We start from the raw sequence: 15,399 nt of genomic DNA on the forward strand, positions 1-15,399 counted from the left end.
ATGCGCTGCACCACGTATCGCTTCCGTGCTTCTTGCTGCTTTCTGCCGCTTCCTGCCGCTTCTTGACACTTCGTGTCCCGTCGTGCCGACAGGGGTGTTGCCGCTTCGTATTGCCGCCCCGTATCGCCGCCCCCCCCCCTCCGCTCGCATGCGCCCGATACGGGCATTCACTGAGCGCGCCGCAGCTCGATGACCCGGCTTGACCGCCCCATCCGCTCGGCTACGCGCGTGCGATCCTTGACGGCCCCCGCGAGCTGACCGCAGGCGGCATCGATGTCGTCTCCGCGCGTCTTGCGCACGGTCGTCACGACCCCCGCATCGATGAGAATCTGAGCGAACCGTTTGATGCGCTCGGCTTTCGAGCGCAGGAGCCCCGACTCCGGAAACGGATTGAACGGAATGAGGTTGAACTTGCACGGCACGTCGGCGGTCAGCGCGAGGAGCTCCCTTGCGTGGGTCTCGCTGTCGTTGACGCCGTCGAGCATGCAGTACTCGAATGTGATGAAATCGCGCGGCGCCACGGTCAGATAGCGCCGGCACGCGGCCATCAACTCGGCGAGCGGGTATTTCTTGTTCAGCGGCACCAGTTCGTCGCGCAATGCGTCGTTCGGTGCGTGCAACGATACAGCGAGCGCCACCGGCACATCGGCGCCGAGCCGGTCCATCATCGGCACGACTCCCGAAGTGGAGACCGTGACGCGCCGGCGCGACAACCCGTAGGCGTTATCGTCGAGCATCAGCCGCAACGCCGGCACGAGCGCATCGTAATTGAGCAGCGGCTCGCCCATGCCCATCATCACCACATTGGTGATGACGCGCTCGCCCTTGCCCGTTTCGGCGCCGCCCGAGGCCGCGCGCAACGCGAACTCGGCCATGCGCAACTGCCCGATGATCTCGCCTGTCGTCAGATTACGCGAAAAACCCTGCTTCCCAGTGGAACAAAAACGGCAGTTGACGGCGCATCCCGCCTGTGACGACACGCACAGCGTGCCGCGCGTTTCCTCCGGAATGAAAACGGTCTCTACCGCGTTCCCGTTGCCGACGTCGACGAGCCATTTGCGCGTGCCGTCGGCCGAGACGTGATCGCTGACGACGGCCGGCATCGTAATCGTCGCACGGCCCTTGAGCTTTTCGCGCAGCGACTTCGCGAGGTCGGTCATGCCGTCGAAGTCGGCGGCGTTGTATTGATGGATCCAACGCTGCAACTGCTTGGCGCGAAACGCCTTCTCGCCCAGGCTGCCGCAATAGGCGACGAGACCCTCGGCGTCGAGATCGAGAAGGTTGACGGATGAACTGCTCGTCATATCGAATCCTGCTGTTTCACTGCGTCAGCACCGGTCGTGCCAGCGCCCGCATCGCGTGCGAAGCCGACCGGTGCCGTTCGCGCCCTATCGGGCATTGCGCCCGAGCGCGCTCGTCAGCGCGAATAAACGTTGATCTCGGGGAAGAAGAAACCGATTTCCACGCGAGCGGTTTCCGCCGCATCCGAGCCGTGCACCGCATTGGCGTCGATGCTGTCGGCGAAGTCCGCGCGAATCGTTCCCTTGTCGGCCTTCTTCGGATCCGTTGCGCCCATCAGATCGCGGTTCTTGAGAATCGCGTCTTCGCCTTCGAGCACTTGCACCATGACGGGGCCCGAAATCATGAATTCCACGAGATCCTTGAAAAAGGGACGCGCGGCGTGCACGGCGTAGAATTTCTCAGCATCGGCGCGCGAAAGCTGCGCCATCCGGGCCGCCACGATCTTGAGGCCCGCATTCTCAAAGCGGCTGTAGATCTGCCCGATCACGTTTTTTGCCACTGCGTCAGGCTTGATAATCGACAGGGTACGCTCGATCGCCATAAAAACTCCAAAAAATTAAGGGGTTACGATTTCTAACGAATCTGCAATTGTAGCATGTTCCGGTGTATGATTGCGATTGAACCCTTACGAGGGTGAAAGGTTCGAATGAATAGGATGCCGGGCGCATGCGCGGCCGTTGAAACTCGCGGCGCCCGTACCTATCTTAGTGTCGGGATGGCCTGGAAAAACGCCCTGTCGCGTGTTCGAGCCTGCCCAACGTCACTGCGTCTTACGCAAGGAGAAAGCATGAACGACTATCCGTACAACTTCGGCCGCGGCGGCGCCATCGCCACGGCGGAAACCCGCAACCGCGTGCTACGGAACACTTATTGGCTGCTCGCGCTGTCGATGGTGCCGACGGTGCTCGGGGCTTGGGTCGGCGTCGTGTCGGGCTTCTCGCTCTTTGCCGCGACGAGCCCCGCCATGAGCCTGCTCGCGTTTTTCGCGATCGCATTCGGCTTCATGTTCGCGATCGAGCGGACGAAAAACAGCGGCGTCGGCGTTGTCGTGCTGCTCGGCTTCACGTTCTTCATGGGCCTCATGCTGTCGCGACTGCTGAGCTTCATCCTCGGCTTCTCGAACGGCCCTTCGCTGATCATGCTGGCCTTCGGCGGTACCGGCGTCATCTTTACGGCCATGGCAACGATCGCCACGGTCAGCAAGCGCGATTTCTCCGGCCTGGGCAAGTGGCTCTTCATGGGCGTGATCGTCTTGTTGCTCGCAATGGTCGCGAACATGTTCCTGCACCTGCCCGCACTGATGCTGACCGTCTCGGTGCTCGCCATCGCGATCTTTTCGGCCTACATGCTGTTCGATGTGCAGCGCGTCGTGAACGGCGGCGAGACGAATTACATCACGGCCACGCTGGCGATCTACCTGGATCTTTACAACGTGTTCGTCAACCTGCTCTCGCTGCTCGGAATTTTCGGCGGTAACCGCAACTGATCGAGCGCTGCCAGCCACAAAAAAACCGGCCCTCGGCCGGTTTTTTTTCGCCTGGTCTATTCGGGCTCAGTCCCGCTCGAAAAGCGCGATCGATTCGACGTGCGAAGTGTGCGGAAACATGTTGACGACGCCGGCGCCCTTGAGCCGATATCCGGCTTCATGCACGAGGAGCCCCGCATCGCGCGCGAGCGTCGCCGGGTTGCAGGACACGTAGACGATCCGGCTCGGCAGCGGTCCTTGTCCGCTTTGCGCAATCTCGGCGAGCCCCTTCGCAACAGCCAGCGCGCCCTCGCGCGGCGGGTCGACGAGGAATTTGTCGAATGGCCCGAGCACGCGCAGATCATCGGCAGTGATCTCGAAGAGGTTACGGCAGGCGAATGACGTATGGGCATCGACGCCGTTCGAGCGCGCGTTCTCGAGCGCTCGGGCCGTCAGCGTCTCGCTGCCCTCGATGCCCACGACTTCGCGTGCGCGACGTGCCAGCGGCAGCGTGAAATTGCCGAGTCCGCAAAAGAGATCGAGCACGCGATCGCTCGGTGACGGCGCGAGCAAACGTACCGCACGACCGACGAGCACGCGATTGATCGCATGATTGACCTGAGTGAAGTCCGTCGGCTTGAACGGCATGCGGATGCCGAACTCGGGGAGCGTGTAATCGAGCGCGACGTCGAGCGGGTAAAACGGCACGGCGGTGTCCGGACCTTTCGGCTGCACCCAGAACTGGACACCATGCTGATCCGCGAACTGCCGCACCTGCGCTTCGTCCTCGGCATTCATCGGTTCGAGCACGCGTAGCACGAGTGCGGTCACGCTCGAGCCCACGGCCACTTCGATCTGCGGCAGCCGCTCGCGAATCGACAGGCTTTCGACGAGCCGACGCAGCGGCACGAGCAGCGCCGAGACGTGCGGGGGCAGCACTTCGCAGCTCGTCATATCGGCGACATAGCTGCTTTTTCTTTCATGGAAACCGACGAGCACCCCGCCCTTTTTCACCACATGGCGCACCGTGAGCCGCGCCCGGTAGCGGTAGCCCCACGTCGGCCCGTGGATCGGCCGGAACACCGTTTCCGGGCGAAGCTTCGCCAGATGCCATAGATTGTCCTCGAGTACGCGTTGCTTCACGGCCACCTGCGCGCGGGCATCGAGGTGCTGCATCGAGCAGCCACCGCAGGTGCCGAAAAACGCGCAGCGCGGCGAGGTACGCATCACGCTTTCGCGCAGAACGTCGACGACCTGGGCCTGCTCGTAGCTCGGCTTTCTCCGATAGCTCGAGTAGGTGACACGCTCGCCAGGCAAGGCCCCTTCGACAAAAATAACTTTCCCGGGCTCGCCGTTCTCATCGACGAGGCGTCCGACGCCTCGCGCATCCATGTCGAGCGAGTCGATCTCGATCATTGGGGCGGGAGCAGAAACAGTATCCGGTCTGGCAGACTTGATGCGCGGCACGATGGGGCGGGAAGATTCAGACACCGGCTTTTTCCTGGCGGAAATCGAATGAAAGGCGAGATTGTAGACGAACGACGGGGGCGAACGGCACACCGAAGGAGTCCATGATGCGGTTACTCAGCTGGAACATTCAATGGGGACGCGACGCACACGGCGTGGTCGATCTTGCGCGCACCGTCGATGAAGCCCGCAAGCTCGCGGATTTCGACATCCTTGCCCTCCAGGAGGTCACGCGCGGCTTTCGCGCCTTACCGGGCGGCCCGTCGGACGATCAATTCGCCGAACTCGCGGCCGCACTGCCCGGTTTTACCGTGCTCGATGCGATCGGCGCAGACCTGCCGCCCACCGCCGAGGGCCTTCCCCGTCGTCAATTCGGAAACGCGCTGGCCACCCGCTTGCCCGTCGAAAAGGTCATTCGCCACAGCTTGCCGTGGCCGGCCGACGCGAGCGCACCGTCGATGCAGCGCGTCGCGCTCGAGGCCGTGTTGCAGGCACCGCGCGGCCCGTTGCGCGTTATCGTCACGCATCTTGAATTCTATTCGCTCAGTCAACGCCTCGCCCAAGTCGACGAACTGCGACGCCTGCAGCGCGAAGCGGCCGACCATGCACGCCATCCGGCACCGGCCGAAAATGCCACCGGTCCGTTCGCTCCCTCAGGCCGGCCAGTCAGCGCGATCGTCTGCGGCGACTTCAACAGCGAATTCGGATCGCCCGCGTATCGGCGCTTCATCGAACCGATCGATGACGGACCGGGCTTCGTCGATGCATGGACGTTTCTTCATCCCGGCCGTACGCCGCCGCCCACGGCGGGTGTCTATGACAAAGCGCAGTGGTCTTCGGGCGCGATTCCCTGCGACTTCGTATTCGTGACCGCCGATCTGTGCGATCGCCTCGTGCGATGCGAGATCGATGGCGCTACGCAGGCTTCGGATCATCAGCCGATCGTTCTCGAGCTGCGCTAGGCGCCGCGCCATGAACGGCCAAACCGCGGACTAGGTGCTTTCGAATGCCGCCAGGTACTCGGGCCACTGCGCGCCCGGTTCCTGCGCGAGCGCATTCTTGACGAATGCGATCTCGTCGGCGTACTCGTCAGCCGAAAATGCGCCGCGCATCAATTGAAAGCGGCAATAAAGCAAGTAGGTGTTGACCACATCCGTCTCGCAATATTGGCGGATCTCCTCGATACGCCCGTCACGGAAGGCCGTCCAGACCTGAGCACCGTCCATCCCGAGCTTGCCCGGGAATCCGCACAGCTTGGCGAGCGCGTCGAGCGGTGCATTCGCGCGGGCCTGATACATTGCGAGCACGTCCATCAAATCGGTGTGACGCGCGTGGTAGCGGCTGATGTAGTTATTCCATTTGAACTCGCGATCGTCTTCGCCCAGATCCCAATAGCGCGGAGCCGAGACGCCGTGCACGAGTGCGCGATAGTGCAGGACCGGCAGATCGAAGCCTCCGCCGTTCCATGAAACGAGTTGCGGCGTGTACTTTTCGATGACGCGATAGAAGGACTGAACCAACGCGGCTTCGCCGTCCTCGGGCGTACCGAGCGAGCGCACCCGAAAACCGCCGCGGTCGCGAAACACGCAGGAGATCGCTGCGACACGCTGGAGGTAGTGCGGTAGGAAATCGGTGCCGGTTTTTTCGCGGCGGGCTGCGAAGGCGTGCTCCGCCACCTCGACGTCGCTCATCGACTCGGGAAGGCCATCGAGCCGGCGAATGCCGGCGACATCGGGAATGGTCTCGATGTCGAAAACGAGAATCGGTGTCATCCAGGTCTGAGTCTTGTCTAGAGCACGGCGTCCTTGCGCACGCCGTTGGAAGCGAAAAAGCGTTTGAGCCTGACGAGCGCCTCTTGCTGGATCTGTCGGACGCGTTCCCGCGTGAGTCCCATTTCGTCGGCCAGTTCTTCGAGCGTGGCGGGTTCGATGTGGTTGAGTCCGAAACGGCGCTCGATGACGTGCCGGTGCTTGTCGGACAGACGAGAAAGCCAGGCGCGGGTCAGCGTTTCGAGTTCCCGGTGCTGAACCTCCGCGTCGGGAGACTGGCTCTGCTCGTCCGAGAGCAGATCGAGCAAGCTGCTCGCGGGGTCGAGGTCGAGCGGAGCATCGAGGGAAGCCGTATGCTCGTTCAACGCCAGAATGTCGGTGACTTCGTCGGTCGTCTTTCCGGTCAGATAGGCGATATCGTCGATGCTCGCGTCGCGCCGCTCGCTCGCGTCGCCCGAATTCATCGAATTTTTTTCCAGATGGCGCTTCGCGCGCAGCACCTGATTCAATTCGCGGATCACGTGCACCGGTAAGCGCACCGTGCGCGCTTGATTCATGATCGCGCGTTCGATGCTTTGCCTGATCCACCACGTCGCGTAGGTGGAGAAACGGAACCCGCGCGTGGGATCGAATTTCTCGATCGCATGCATCAAGCCCAGATTGCCTTCTTCGATCAGATCGAGCAGCGGCACGCCGCGATTCAGATAGCCCTTGGCAATGCTGACGACGAGCCGCAAATTGCGCTCGATCATGACCTGCCGCGCTTCGAACTCCCCCGCCTTCGCGAGCCTGGAGTAGCGCTGCTCCTCCTCCACCGTGAGAAGCGGCTTGACGCTGATGCGATTCAGGTAATGCTGAATGGTATCGGCCGTCAGCTCGGCCTGCAGCAACGCACGGAAATCATCGGGGTCGGGGGCGGCCGCCCCCTCCCGCGCCTCGGGTTCGGCATCGTCCGCCTCGCCCTCGCCCGCCGCTCCCTGCGCCTCGAATTCCGCTTCGGCTTCGGGGGTGTCGTCATCCGGCTCGCTCGTCGAAGCGCCCGTCTCCGGTGCTACTTCCTCCGCGATACGGGTAAGCGTTTCCGTCTCGGCTTGTTGCTTGCGGCGCTTCGATTTCGGCATGGTCGTATCGCTTATTGCGGCGGCAAGTATTTCATCGGGTCAACAGGTTTGCCTTGCTGGCGGACTTCGAAGTGAAGCATGACTCGGGGTGCATCGGTCGAGCCCATCTCGGCGATCTTCTGGCCTCTGGTCACCGAGTCCCCCTCTTTTACCATCAAAGCGCGGTTGTGTGCATATGCGGTCAAATACGTTGCGTCGTGCTTGATGATAATGAGATTGCCGTATCCGCGCAGCCCATTTCCTGCATAAACCACGCGACCGTCGGCAGCGGCCCTGACCGGATCGCCCGCGGCACCGCTGATATTGATGCCCTTGTTGGTCGAATCGTTGAACGACGCGATGACGGGCCCCTTCACGGGCCATGCGAAACTGATTGCACCGCCGGCGGGTGCGGGAACGCTCGAAGAACTCGGCGCGGCCGGCTGCGGCGGGATCGTCGTGGCCGCCGAGGCGCCTCCGACCATCGGCGGCATCGCGCCGCCGGCACTTGCGCCATTGCCTCCGCTCGGCGTGTTCGGGTTGGCCGGCGACGGCGGATTGCTCGAAAGCGGTGCGGCCTGAACCGCCCCGCCCGTGATCGGTGCCGTCGCGACGCCCGGCGTGACGGCCGCGGCATTGGCGCCCGGCGGCACGACACGCAGCAGTTGATCGACTTCGATCTGGCTCGGATTCGCGAGATTGTTCCAGGCCGCTATATCGCGGTAGTTTTGGCCGTTTTCGAGCGCGATACGATAAAGCGTATCGCCCGGCTTCACGCGGTAGTAGCCGGGCGGCGGCGGCCCGAGCGGCACGGCCGGTTGCGCTGCCTGCGCCGATGATTGAGTAGCGAGCGTGCCGGAACGGTCGACGACCGGTGCCTGATCCATCCTTGTCGCGCAGGCTGCAAGCGACGCAAGGGCCACCGCACACATCACGCGTTGGGCGGCAACCAGCCCGCCGTTTCTGTTGATTGTTCGCATCGCGCTCAACGTAAACATCGGTGTCAAATCACTCCGGATTTTAAGGGGACAAAGAAAACGCTATCAAGCTGCGACTCCCGCCATTGGCTCGGCCCGAGCCGCTCGACGAGCGTGAGCACCTGCGAGTGCCCGCCCAGCGCGGCGACAGGCGCGACGAGGCGTCCGCCGACCGCAAGTTGCTCGGCGAGCGCCTGCGGCACGTCGAAGCCCGCCGCGGCGATCACGATCGCATCGAAAGGCGCGGCCGCCGGCAAGCCGAGTCGGCCGTCGCCATAATGCAGGCGGATATTCGGTACCCGCAGCGGCCGTAGATTCTGCTTGGCGCGCTCATAAAGCGGCTTGACCCGTTCGATCGAATAGACGTCGCGCGCGATCTGGCTCAGCACCGTTGCCTGGTAACCGCACCCCGTTCCAATCTCGAGCACCCGGTCGAGCGTTCGCCCGGCCGCGGCGAGCTCGAGCATGCGAGCCACCACCGATGGTTTCGAAATCGTCTGCTGATGACCGATCGGCAGCGCCGCATCTTCGTAAGCCTGAGGCGCCAGCCCCGGATCCACGAACAGGTGGCGCGGAACCGCCGCCATCGCATTGAGCACGCGCGCATCGCGGATTCCGTTCGTTCGAAGGCGTTCGACCATGCGCTCGCGCACCCGTTCCGAAGTCAGCGCGTGCGCGCCCGAAAACGGCACATTGGGCGCGCCCATTTTGTCGACACCTTGCGACGGCTGCGTGTCAGTGCGCCGGGCACCCGGCTCGGTCGAACGCAGCGGCGCCTTGCCGTCGGCGCGCGCGCGCGGCTTGCGCTCGAGATCGGCGAGCCCGAGCGGAAAACGCCTGGCGCGCTCGCTCGTCATGAGGCGCCGCGCCCCGCAAGCGACCATTCGCGCGTGGCGGCGAGCATCTGAGTATGCGTGAGATCGAGTTGCAGCGGCGTAATGGAGACGCGCCCATTGGCAAGCGCGTAAAAGTCCGTGCCCTCGCTCGCATCGAGCGCCTCGCCGGACGGACCGATCCAATAAATCGGCTCGCCTCGGGGATTCGTTTGCCGAATCACCGGCTGCGACGGGTGACGCTTGCCGAGCCGGGTCACCTCCCATCCGCGCATCTCGTCGTAGGGCAGATTGGGAATGTTCACGTTCAGCAGCGGATGGCCGGGAAGCGGATTCGACAGGAAGTGCTCGACGATATCGAACGCGACACGCGCGGCATCGTCGAGGTGAGCCCAGCCTTTGTCGACGAGCGAGAACGCAATCGCCGGCACCCCGAACATCACGCCCTCCGTCGCGGCCGCCACCGTACCCGAATAGAGCGTGTCTTCGCCCACGTTCTGGCCATTGTTGATGCCCGAGACCACCAGGTCGGGCTTGTCGTCGAGCATGCCGGTGAGCGCGATATGCACCGAATCGGTCGGCGTTCCGTTCACGTAGTAAAAACCGTTAGCCGAGCGCAGTACGGACAGCGGACGCGCCAGCGTAAGAGAATTTGATGCGCCGCTGCAATTTTGCTCGGGTGCCATCACGGTGATGTCGCCGAGCGGCTTCAGGGCGCCATAAAGCGCGGCGAGACCCGGCGCCAGATAGCCGTCGTCGTTGCTCAGTAAGATTCGCATGCGGCGATTGTAACCGAGGAGTCCGCGCCGCTGATCGCCTGGGCCGGCGTATTCGCGCCCAATTCCCACGTCACGCCGTTAGACGATCTTACGCTCACGCAGGCTCGCAATCGCTTCGTCGTCATAGCCGAGCCCGTGCAGCACTTCATCCGTGTGTTCCCCGAGCTCGGGGCCGAGCCAGCGCGTGCCGCCCGGTGTAACCGAGAGTTTGGGCGTCACGTTCGGCAAAGCGATGTCGAGCGCCCCTTGCCACTTGAAACGCTGAATCATCTCTCGCGCCGCGTATTGCGGATCGTCGAACATGTCGGCCACGCTGTATATCCGGCCGACGGGCACGTCGGCCGCATTGAGCACCTCGAGCGCTTCGTCGATCGTGCGCCCGGCCAGCCACGCGCCGATCGCCTCGTCGATTTCCTGTGTGCGCGGAACCCGGCCGTCGTTTTGCGCAAGCGCGGGATCGTTCGCCAAGTCGCTGCGCCCGATGGCCGTCATGAGGCGCTTGAAGATCGGATCGCTGTTGCCGCCGATCACGATCTGGCCGTCCCTGCATGCATAGGTGTTCGAGGGCACGATGCCCGGCAGCGCAGCCCCGGTGCGCTCGCGCACGGCGCCATATACGCCATACTCCGGCACGACGCTTTCCATCATGTTGAAAACCGCTTCGTAAAGCGCGACGTCGACGACCTGCCCTTTACCGCCCGATGCCTGCCGATGATGCAGCGCCATCATTGCACCGATGACCGCATGCAGCGCCGCGATGGAATCGCCGATCGAAATACCGATCCGTGGCGGGGGAAGATCGGGAAAACCCGTGATGTGCCGCAAGCCTCCCATCGCTTCGGCGATCGAGCCAAAGCCCGGCCGGTCACGGTATGGACCGGTTTGCCCATAGCCGGAAAGGCGGACCATGACGAGGCCCGGGTTCTCGGCGCTCAGCACGTCGTAGCCGAGCCCGAGCTTCTCGAGCAGGCCGGGCCGAAAATTCTCGACGACGACATCGGCATCGCGCGCAAGCTCGCAGACGATTTTTTTGCCTTCCGGTGCCTTCAGGTTGACCGTCACCGATTTCTTGTTGCGCGCCTGCACTGCCCACCATAGCGAGGTACCGCCCGCTTCGGGGTAGAGCATGCGCCACTTGCGCAGCGGATCGCCCCCGTTCGGGTCTTCCACTTTGATGACCTCGGCGCCGAATTCGCCGAGAAACCGGGCGGCAAACGGGCCAGCGATCAGGGTGCCGAGTTCGAGCACCTTGATGCCCGCAAGCGGGCCAGGAGTTGCGGTCATAGCGTTCCTTTCAGAAAGGCGGCGAGCGCCGCCCGGTCAAAGCGAGCGCCGGTCGAGCATGGCACGGGCGATCGTTCCGGCATCGACATATTCGAGTTCGCCGCCGACCGGCACGCCGCGCGCGAGCCGCGTGACCGCAAGCTGGCGCGCCTTGAGCATTTGCGCAAGGTAGTGTGCCGTGGCTTCTCCCTCGTTCGTGAAGTTCGTGGCCAGCACGACCTCCTTGACGACCCCATCCGAGGCGCGTTTCACGAGACGGTCGAAATGGATCTCTTTCGGACCGATTCCGTCGAGCGGACTCAAGCGCCCCATGAGGACGAAGTAAAGACCGCGATACGTCATCGTCTGCTCGAGCATGATCTGATCGGCGGGCGTTTCGACGACGCACAGCAGCGTCGGGTCGCGCGCTTCGTCGCTGCATACGTCGCAGATGCGAGCCTCGGTGAATGTATTGCACTTTTCGCAGTGTTGCAGATGCTCCACCGCGAACAGCAGCGAGCGTCCGAGCCGCTCGGCGCCCTGCCGATCGTGCTGCATCAGGTGGTACGCCATGCGCTGCGCCGACTTCGGACCGATGCCGGGCAACGCGCGCAGCGCCTCCACGAGCGCGACGAGCGCGGAAGGCTGTTTCATGGCGATAGCGCGAGTCGTGCGCTCGGCATGTGCATGAACGGCTCCGGCCTCAGAACGGCAGCTTGAAACCCGGCGGCAACGGCAAGCCGGATGTCATACCACTCATTTTCTCCTGCGCCGTGGCCTCCGCCTTGCGGACCGCATCGTTGAATGCGGCGGCAACGAGGTCTTCGAGCATGTCCTTGTCGTCGGCGAGCAGGCTCGGGTCGATCGCCACGCGACGGACCTCGTTCTTGCAAGTCATCGTGACCTTGACGAGACCGGCGCCGGACTGCCCTTCCACTTCCATCTGGGCGAGTTGCTCCTGCATCTTCTTCATGTTTTCCTGCATCTGCTGGGCTTGCTTCATCAACCCGGCGAGTTGGCCTTTCATCATGGACATGCTCCTTGATCGTGTGGATAGGTGGACGACGTGCGGCTCAGCCGGGCGTCGTCGATGTGCGTGGCTGCCCGGGATGCGCTCAGTGGACCGTCGCCCCCGCGTCGGGCGCGATGGGCCTGATCGAGCCGGGTACGATGCTCGCGCCGAAATCGCGAATCAGCGAGCGCACGAACGGATCGGCGCCAATTTCCCGTTCCGCGTCGCGCTGACGTTGCGCGCGTGCGGCCGCTTCGATTGCCGCAGCGGTACGCCGCGCGGGGCCGACCTCGACGCGCACGTCGACAGGCCTGCCCAACCGCTCGTGCAGGGCGGACTTCAGCTTCGCGACCTGCGCGGTGTCGGCATATTGCGGCACCGGCACGACCAGCTTCAGGGTCTCGCCGTCGAGCATCGTCAATTCGCTATTGAATGCGAGCTGATGCGCCACGCCTTTGAGCGGAAGCTCGGCGGCAAGCGCCGGCCAATCGCCGGCATAACCGAGCGCGTCGAGCATGACGGGCGGCGGCAGCGAGGCGAGATCGATGGCGGGCGCAGCTTCCGACGCCGCTTGGCTCCCATTGCGGGTATCGGCTTGCGCATCGTCGAAACGCTCCGCGGCGAAATACGCGTCTTCGGCGCAAAAGGGCGCGCCATCGTCGAACGGTGCGTCGGCAAGCGGTGCATCATCCCAGGGCGGCGATTCGGTCGCCGGCGCGCTTGCCGCGCTGGCGTCCGCACCGCGGGCACGCGGCACCGGGACGACGACGGGTGTGCGTGGTGCGGCCGGTTTCGCCGCCGGCGTGGGCGTCGAAGACTTTGCCGCGCCGGCCGGGCGATTGCGATCCGCCGATACGCGCAACCCCGCGCCGCGCAGCACTTCGAGCGCGGCGCTCGCGCCCGTGGCGCGAGACTGGGCAGCCGGCTCGGGCGCCGATCGTGGTGGCGCGCCACGCGCCGACGCAGCGCTCTCGCGCGCGACGGGCGGAGAACGGTCTGGCGGCGAAGCCTCCAACGGGGCGGGCGGGCGGGCGGGCGCCGCAAATGCTTCGCGATGCGGTGCCGGCTCGCCGCTAATAGCTTGCGTTTCACGTTCGGGCGGCGCCTCTTTCATCACCGCGCTGTCCTGCGCAGTCGCGTCGGTGCGAGCCAGAATGCCGGCCGTTGCGCGCCGGCTCCCCGCCGATGCGGCGGGCGCAGCCGAACGCTCGCCGGGGCCGGGCGCACCGCCGGCGCCCCGAACCGTCGGCTCGAATGCCAGCATGCGAAGCAGCGTCATCGTGAAGCCGGCATACTCGTCCGGCGCGAGGCCGAGTTCGTTGCGTCCGATCGTTGCGATCTGATAGAAAAGCTGGACTTCTTCCGGCGTGAGGGCATCGGCGAAACGCCGCACGTCGTTCGCTTCGGGCCAATCGTCGAGCACCGAGGCCGGCGCGAACTGCGCCCAGGCGATGCGGTGCATGAGGCTCGCCAGGTCTTGCAGCGCCGTCGAGAACGAGAGACTGCGCAGCGCCATTTCGTCGGCGATTTCGAGCACTTGCGCGCCGTCACCGGCAACGAGCGCATCGACGAGCCGGATCAGATAGCTCTGGTCGAGCGCGCCCAGCATGCCGCGCACCGCCTCCTCGGAAACCTGATTGGCCGAATAGGCGATCGCCTGATCGGTCAGCGACAGCGCATCGCGCATGCTGCCGTCCGCCGCGCGCGCCAAAAGCCGCAATGCCTGCGGCTCGAACGCAACGCCTTCCGCGCCGAGAATGCGCTCGAGGTGCCCGACGATGTGGCCCGCCGGCATCTGCTTCAGATTGAATTGGAGACAGCGCGAGAGCACCGTCACCGGGATTTTCTGAGGATCGGTCGTCGCAAGGATGAACTTGACGTGTGGCGGCGGCTCTTCCAGCGTTTTCAACATCGCGTTGAACGCATGGTTCGTGAGCATGTGCACTTCGTCGATCATGTACACCTTGAAGCGGGCGTCGACCGGCGCATAGACGGCGCGTTCGAGCAACGCCGCCATTTCGTCGACGCCGCGGTTGCTCGCGGCATCCATTTCGACATAGTCGATGAAGCGTCCCTCATCGATTTCGCGGCATGCACGGCACACGCCGCAAGGCGTCGCCGTGATGCCGGTCTCGCAGTTCAGGGCCTTGGCGAAGATGCGCGAAAGCGTGGTCTTGCCGACCCCGCGCGTACCGGTGAACAGGTAGGCGTGGTGCAGACGTGCGCCGTCGAGCGCGTGCGTGAGAGCACGCACGACGTGCTCCTGGCCGACGAGCGAAGCGAAATCCTTCGGCCGCCACTTGCGTGCGAGAACTTGATAGGTCATCGCCAAATTGTATCAGCAACGATGCGGCGCAAGACGAGGCGAGTAGCGGCGCGGAGCGACTACACGAAACCGCTTGGCGGGGGAGAGAAAGAGAACAACGAGAACAACGAGAACAAAAGGAAGGTGACGAGCCTGACCCTCGGCACTGGCGGAAAACGGCTGTGGCTGCTTCGTTCCCGACCTGACCAGGTTGACCGCCCCTCCATGCGAGGAGGCCCGTCACGGCGCATTCTATCATCGTCGCGCGCACGGCGCGACCCTTCTTGCGCCCCACTCTTCTTCTTGTCCCGCCGCGGCGATCGAACGGGGGCCGCGGTGCCGGGCCGAACGCCCGTGACCGCTTGGCTATCGGCCTCGTACGACAGATAGCGATTTGGGCTAATATGGCATTCGGACGACTCGCCGCCGAAAGCGCTGCCGCACCTGGCTCATGCGATCCGTGCGGCTCGCTCGACTAGTTGCATGCAGTGGACGCAGCGCATCGCGCCAGCCGCATTTGCGCATCGGCACCAACAGTGCGTTTCCCCGTTTTGGTGTATCGTGGCGGGCAATTGAGGCTCGGGTCCCGGAACCCGATGAGGTAAATCTAAATGAGCGAACAAATCAAGCACATCAGTGACGCATCGTTCGAGCAGGATGTCGTGAAGTCCGACAAGCCCGTATTGCTCGATTTCTGGGCCGAATGGTGCGGCCCCTGCAAGATGATTGCCCCCATCCTCGACGAGGTGGCCAAGGATTACGGCGACCGTCTGCAGATCGCGAAGATCAACGTCGATGAAAACCAGGCTACCCCGACGAAGTTCGGCGTGCGCGGCATTCCCACGCTGATCCTGTTCAAGAATGGCGCTGTGTCCGCGCAGAAGGTCGGCGCACTGTCGAAGTCGCAACTGACCGCATTCCTCGACAGCAACCTGTGATCGTCATGCCAGGCCTGTTGTCCTCGTGCAACAGGCCTTTCAGCCGCGCGAGCGTCCGCTGAACGGTAGCTGGCGTGTGCTATGCTAGAATGACAAGACGTCAAGAAAACGTATAAGTCCTTGAGCGGTTCCGCTCATCCTCCTCCCAGATTCTTTCGTCGCACCTTCTCTTCCCCGGCGGGATTTCCG

The 15,399-nt window shown here is 63.9% G+C and carries 15 protein-coding genes and 1 other RNA gene; 3 read left to right on the top strand and 13 right to left on the bottom strand.

Annotated elements, in window-relative coordinates; all coding sequences use genetic code 11:
• Nucleotides 1-167 precede the first annotated feature (167 nt).
• Together rlmN and ndk are read right to left on the bottom strand one after the other, a co-directional pair.
• Nucleotides 168-1,304 carry a dual-specificity RNA methyltransferase RlmN gene (gene rlmN, locus ACO1XS_RS16145; RefSeq protein WP_331569798.1) on the bottom strand — a complete coding sequence of 379 codons (1,137 nt, stop codon included), beginning with the start codon at nt 1,302-1,304 and terminating at the stop codon, nt 168-170.
• Nucleotides 1,305-1,417: 113 nt separating this feature from the next.
• A complete protein-coding gene (gene ndk, locus ACO1XS_RS16150) occupies nt 1,418-1,843 on the bottom strand; it encodes a nucleoside-diphosphate kinase (protein ID WP_331569800.1) in 426 nt (141 codons plus the stop codon).
• A 246-nt stretch (nt 1,844-2,089) separates the two neighbouring features.
• Between ndk and ACO1XS_RS16155 the strand changes: the two genes are divergently transcribed.
• Nucleotides 2,090-2,788, top strand: a complete 699-nt coding sequence (locus tag ACO1XS_RS16155; RefSeq protein ID WP_173257213.1) for a Bax inhibitor-1/YccA family protein — start codon at nt 2,090-2,092, stop codon at nt 2,786-2,788.
• A 66-nt stretch (nt 2,789-2,854) separates the two neighbouring features.
• Here ACO1XS_RS16155 and rlmD read toward each other — a convergent pair whose 3' ends face one another.
• Nucleotides 2,855-4,234, bottom strand: a complete 1,380-nt coding sequence (gene rlmD / locus ACO1XS_RS16160) for a 23S rRNA (uracil(1939)-C(5))-methyltransferase RlmD (protein ID WP_414720246.1) — start codon at nt 4,232-4,234, stop codon at nt 2,855-2,857.
• A 107-nt stretch (nt 4,235-4,341) separates the two neighbouring features.
• Here rlmD and ACO1XS_RS16165 point away from each other — a divergent pair, with 107 nt between their 5' ends.
• The gene (locus tag ACO1XS_RS16165; RefSeq protein WP_331569926.1) at nt 4,342-5,196 is read left to right on the top strand and encodes an endonuclease/exonuclease/phosphatase family protein; all 855 of its coding nucleotides are present in this window, start codon (nt 4,342-4,344) and stop codon (nt 5,194-5,196) included.
• Between the two features lie 30 nt (nt 5,197-5,226).
• On the opposite strand, the gene ACO1XS_RS16170 is transcribed toward ACO1XS_RS16165, so the two are convergent.
• The 10 genes from ACO1XS_RS16170 to ffs form a co-directional block, all read right to left on the bottom strand.
• On the bottom strand, nt 5,227-6,006 hold the full coding sequence (locus tag ACO1XS_RS16170) for a 3'-5' exonuclease (RefSeq protein WP_331569804.1): 780 nt from the start codon (nt 6,004-6,006) through the stop codon (nt 5,227-5,229).
• Nucleotides 6,007-6,023: 17 nt separating this feature from the next.
• Nucleotides 6,024-7,124 (bottom strand): RNA polymerase sigma factor RpoS, encoded by a 1,101-nt coding sequence (rpoS, locus tag ACO1XS_RS16175; RefSeq protein WP_331569806.1) that lies wholly within the window; start codon nt 7,122-7,124, stop codon nt 6,024-6,026.
• Between the two features lie 11 nt (nt 7,125-7,135).
• Nucleotides 7,136-8,101, bottom strand: coding sequence for a peptidoglycan DD-metalloendopeptidase family protein (locus tag ACO1XS_RS16180; RefSeq protein ID WP_331569808.1), 966 nt, complete (start codon nt 8,099-8,101; stop codon nt 7,136-7,138).
• Nucleotides 8,102-8,106: 5 nt separating this feature from the next.
• Complete coding sequence (locus ACO1XS_RS16185; RefSeq protein ID WP_486391168.1) at nt 8,107-8,937, bottom strand: protein-L-isoaspartate(D-aspartate) O-methyltransferase; 831 nt, start codon at nt 8,935-8,937, stop codon at nt 8,107-8,109.
• On the bottom strand, nt 8,934-9,692 hold the full coding sequence (gene surE / locus ACO1XS_RS16190; protein ID WP_331569812.1) for a 5'/3'-nucleotidase SurE: 759 nt from the start codon (nt 9,690-9,692) through the stop codon (nt 8,934-8,936). The genes ACO1XS_RS16185 and surE overlap by 4 nt, the downstream gene beginning before the upstream one ends.
• A 78-nt stretch (nt 9,693-9,770) precedes the next feature.
• A complete protein-coding gene (locus ACO1XS_RS16195; RefSeq protein ID WP_486391169.1) occupies nt 9,771-10,976 on the bottom strand; it encodes a CaiB/BaiF CoA transferase family protein in 1,206 nt (401 codons plus the stop codon).
• Between the two features lie 36 nt (nt 10,977-11,012).
• Nucleotides 11,013-11,609 (bottom strand): recombination mediator RecR, encoded by a 597-nt coding sequence (gene recR / locus ACO1XS_RS16200; RefSeq protein WP_331569816.1) that lies wholly within the window; start codon nt 11,607-11,609, stop codon nt 11,013-11,015.
• A gap of 49 nt (nt 11,610-11,658) precedes the next feature.
• The gene (locus tag ACO1XS_RS16205) at nt 11,659-11,985 is read right to left on the bottom strand and encodes a YbaB/EbfC family nucleoid-associated protein (protein WP_331569818.1); all 327 of its coding nucleotides are present in this window, start codon (nt 11,983-11,985) and stop codon (nt 11,659-11,661) included.
• Nucleotides 11,986-12,070: 85 nt separating this feature from the next.
• Nucleotides 12,071-14,293 carry a DNA polymerase III subunit gamma/tau gene (locus tag ACO1XS_RS16210; protein ID WP_486391170.1) on the bottom strand — a complete coding sequence of 741 codons (2,223 nt, stop codon included), beginning with the start codon at nt 14,291-14,293 and terminating at the stop codon, nt 12,071-12,073.
• Nucleotides 14,294-14,415: 122 nt separating this feature from the next.
• Nucleotides 14,416-14,514, bottom strand: an RNA gene (gene ffs / locus ACO1XS_RS16215) — signal recognition particle sRNA small type.
• Between the two features lie 369 nt (nt 14,515-14,883).
• Between ffs and trxA the strand changes: the two genes are divergently transcribed.
• Nucleotides 14,884-15,210, top strand: a complete 327-nt coding sequence (trxA, locus tag ACO1XS_RS16220; RefSeq protein ID WP_173257202.1) for a thioredoxin TrxA — start codon at nt 14,884-14,886, stop codon at nt 15,208-15,210.
• Nucleotides 15,211-15,399 lie beyond the last annotated feature (189 nt).

The organism is Trinickia sp., assembly GCF_057351765.1.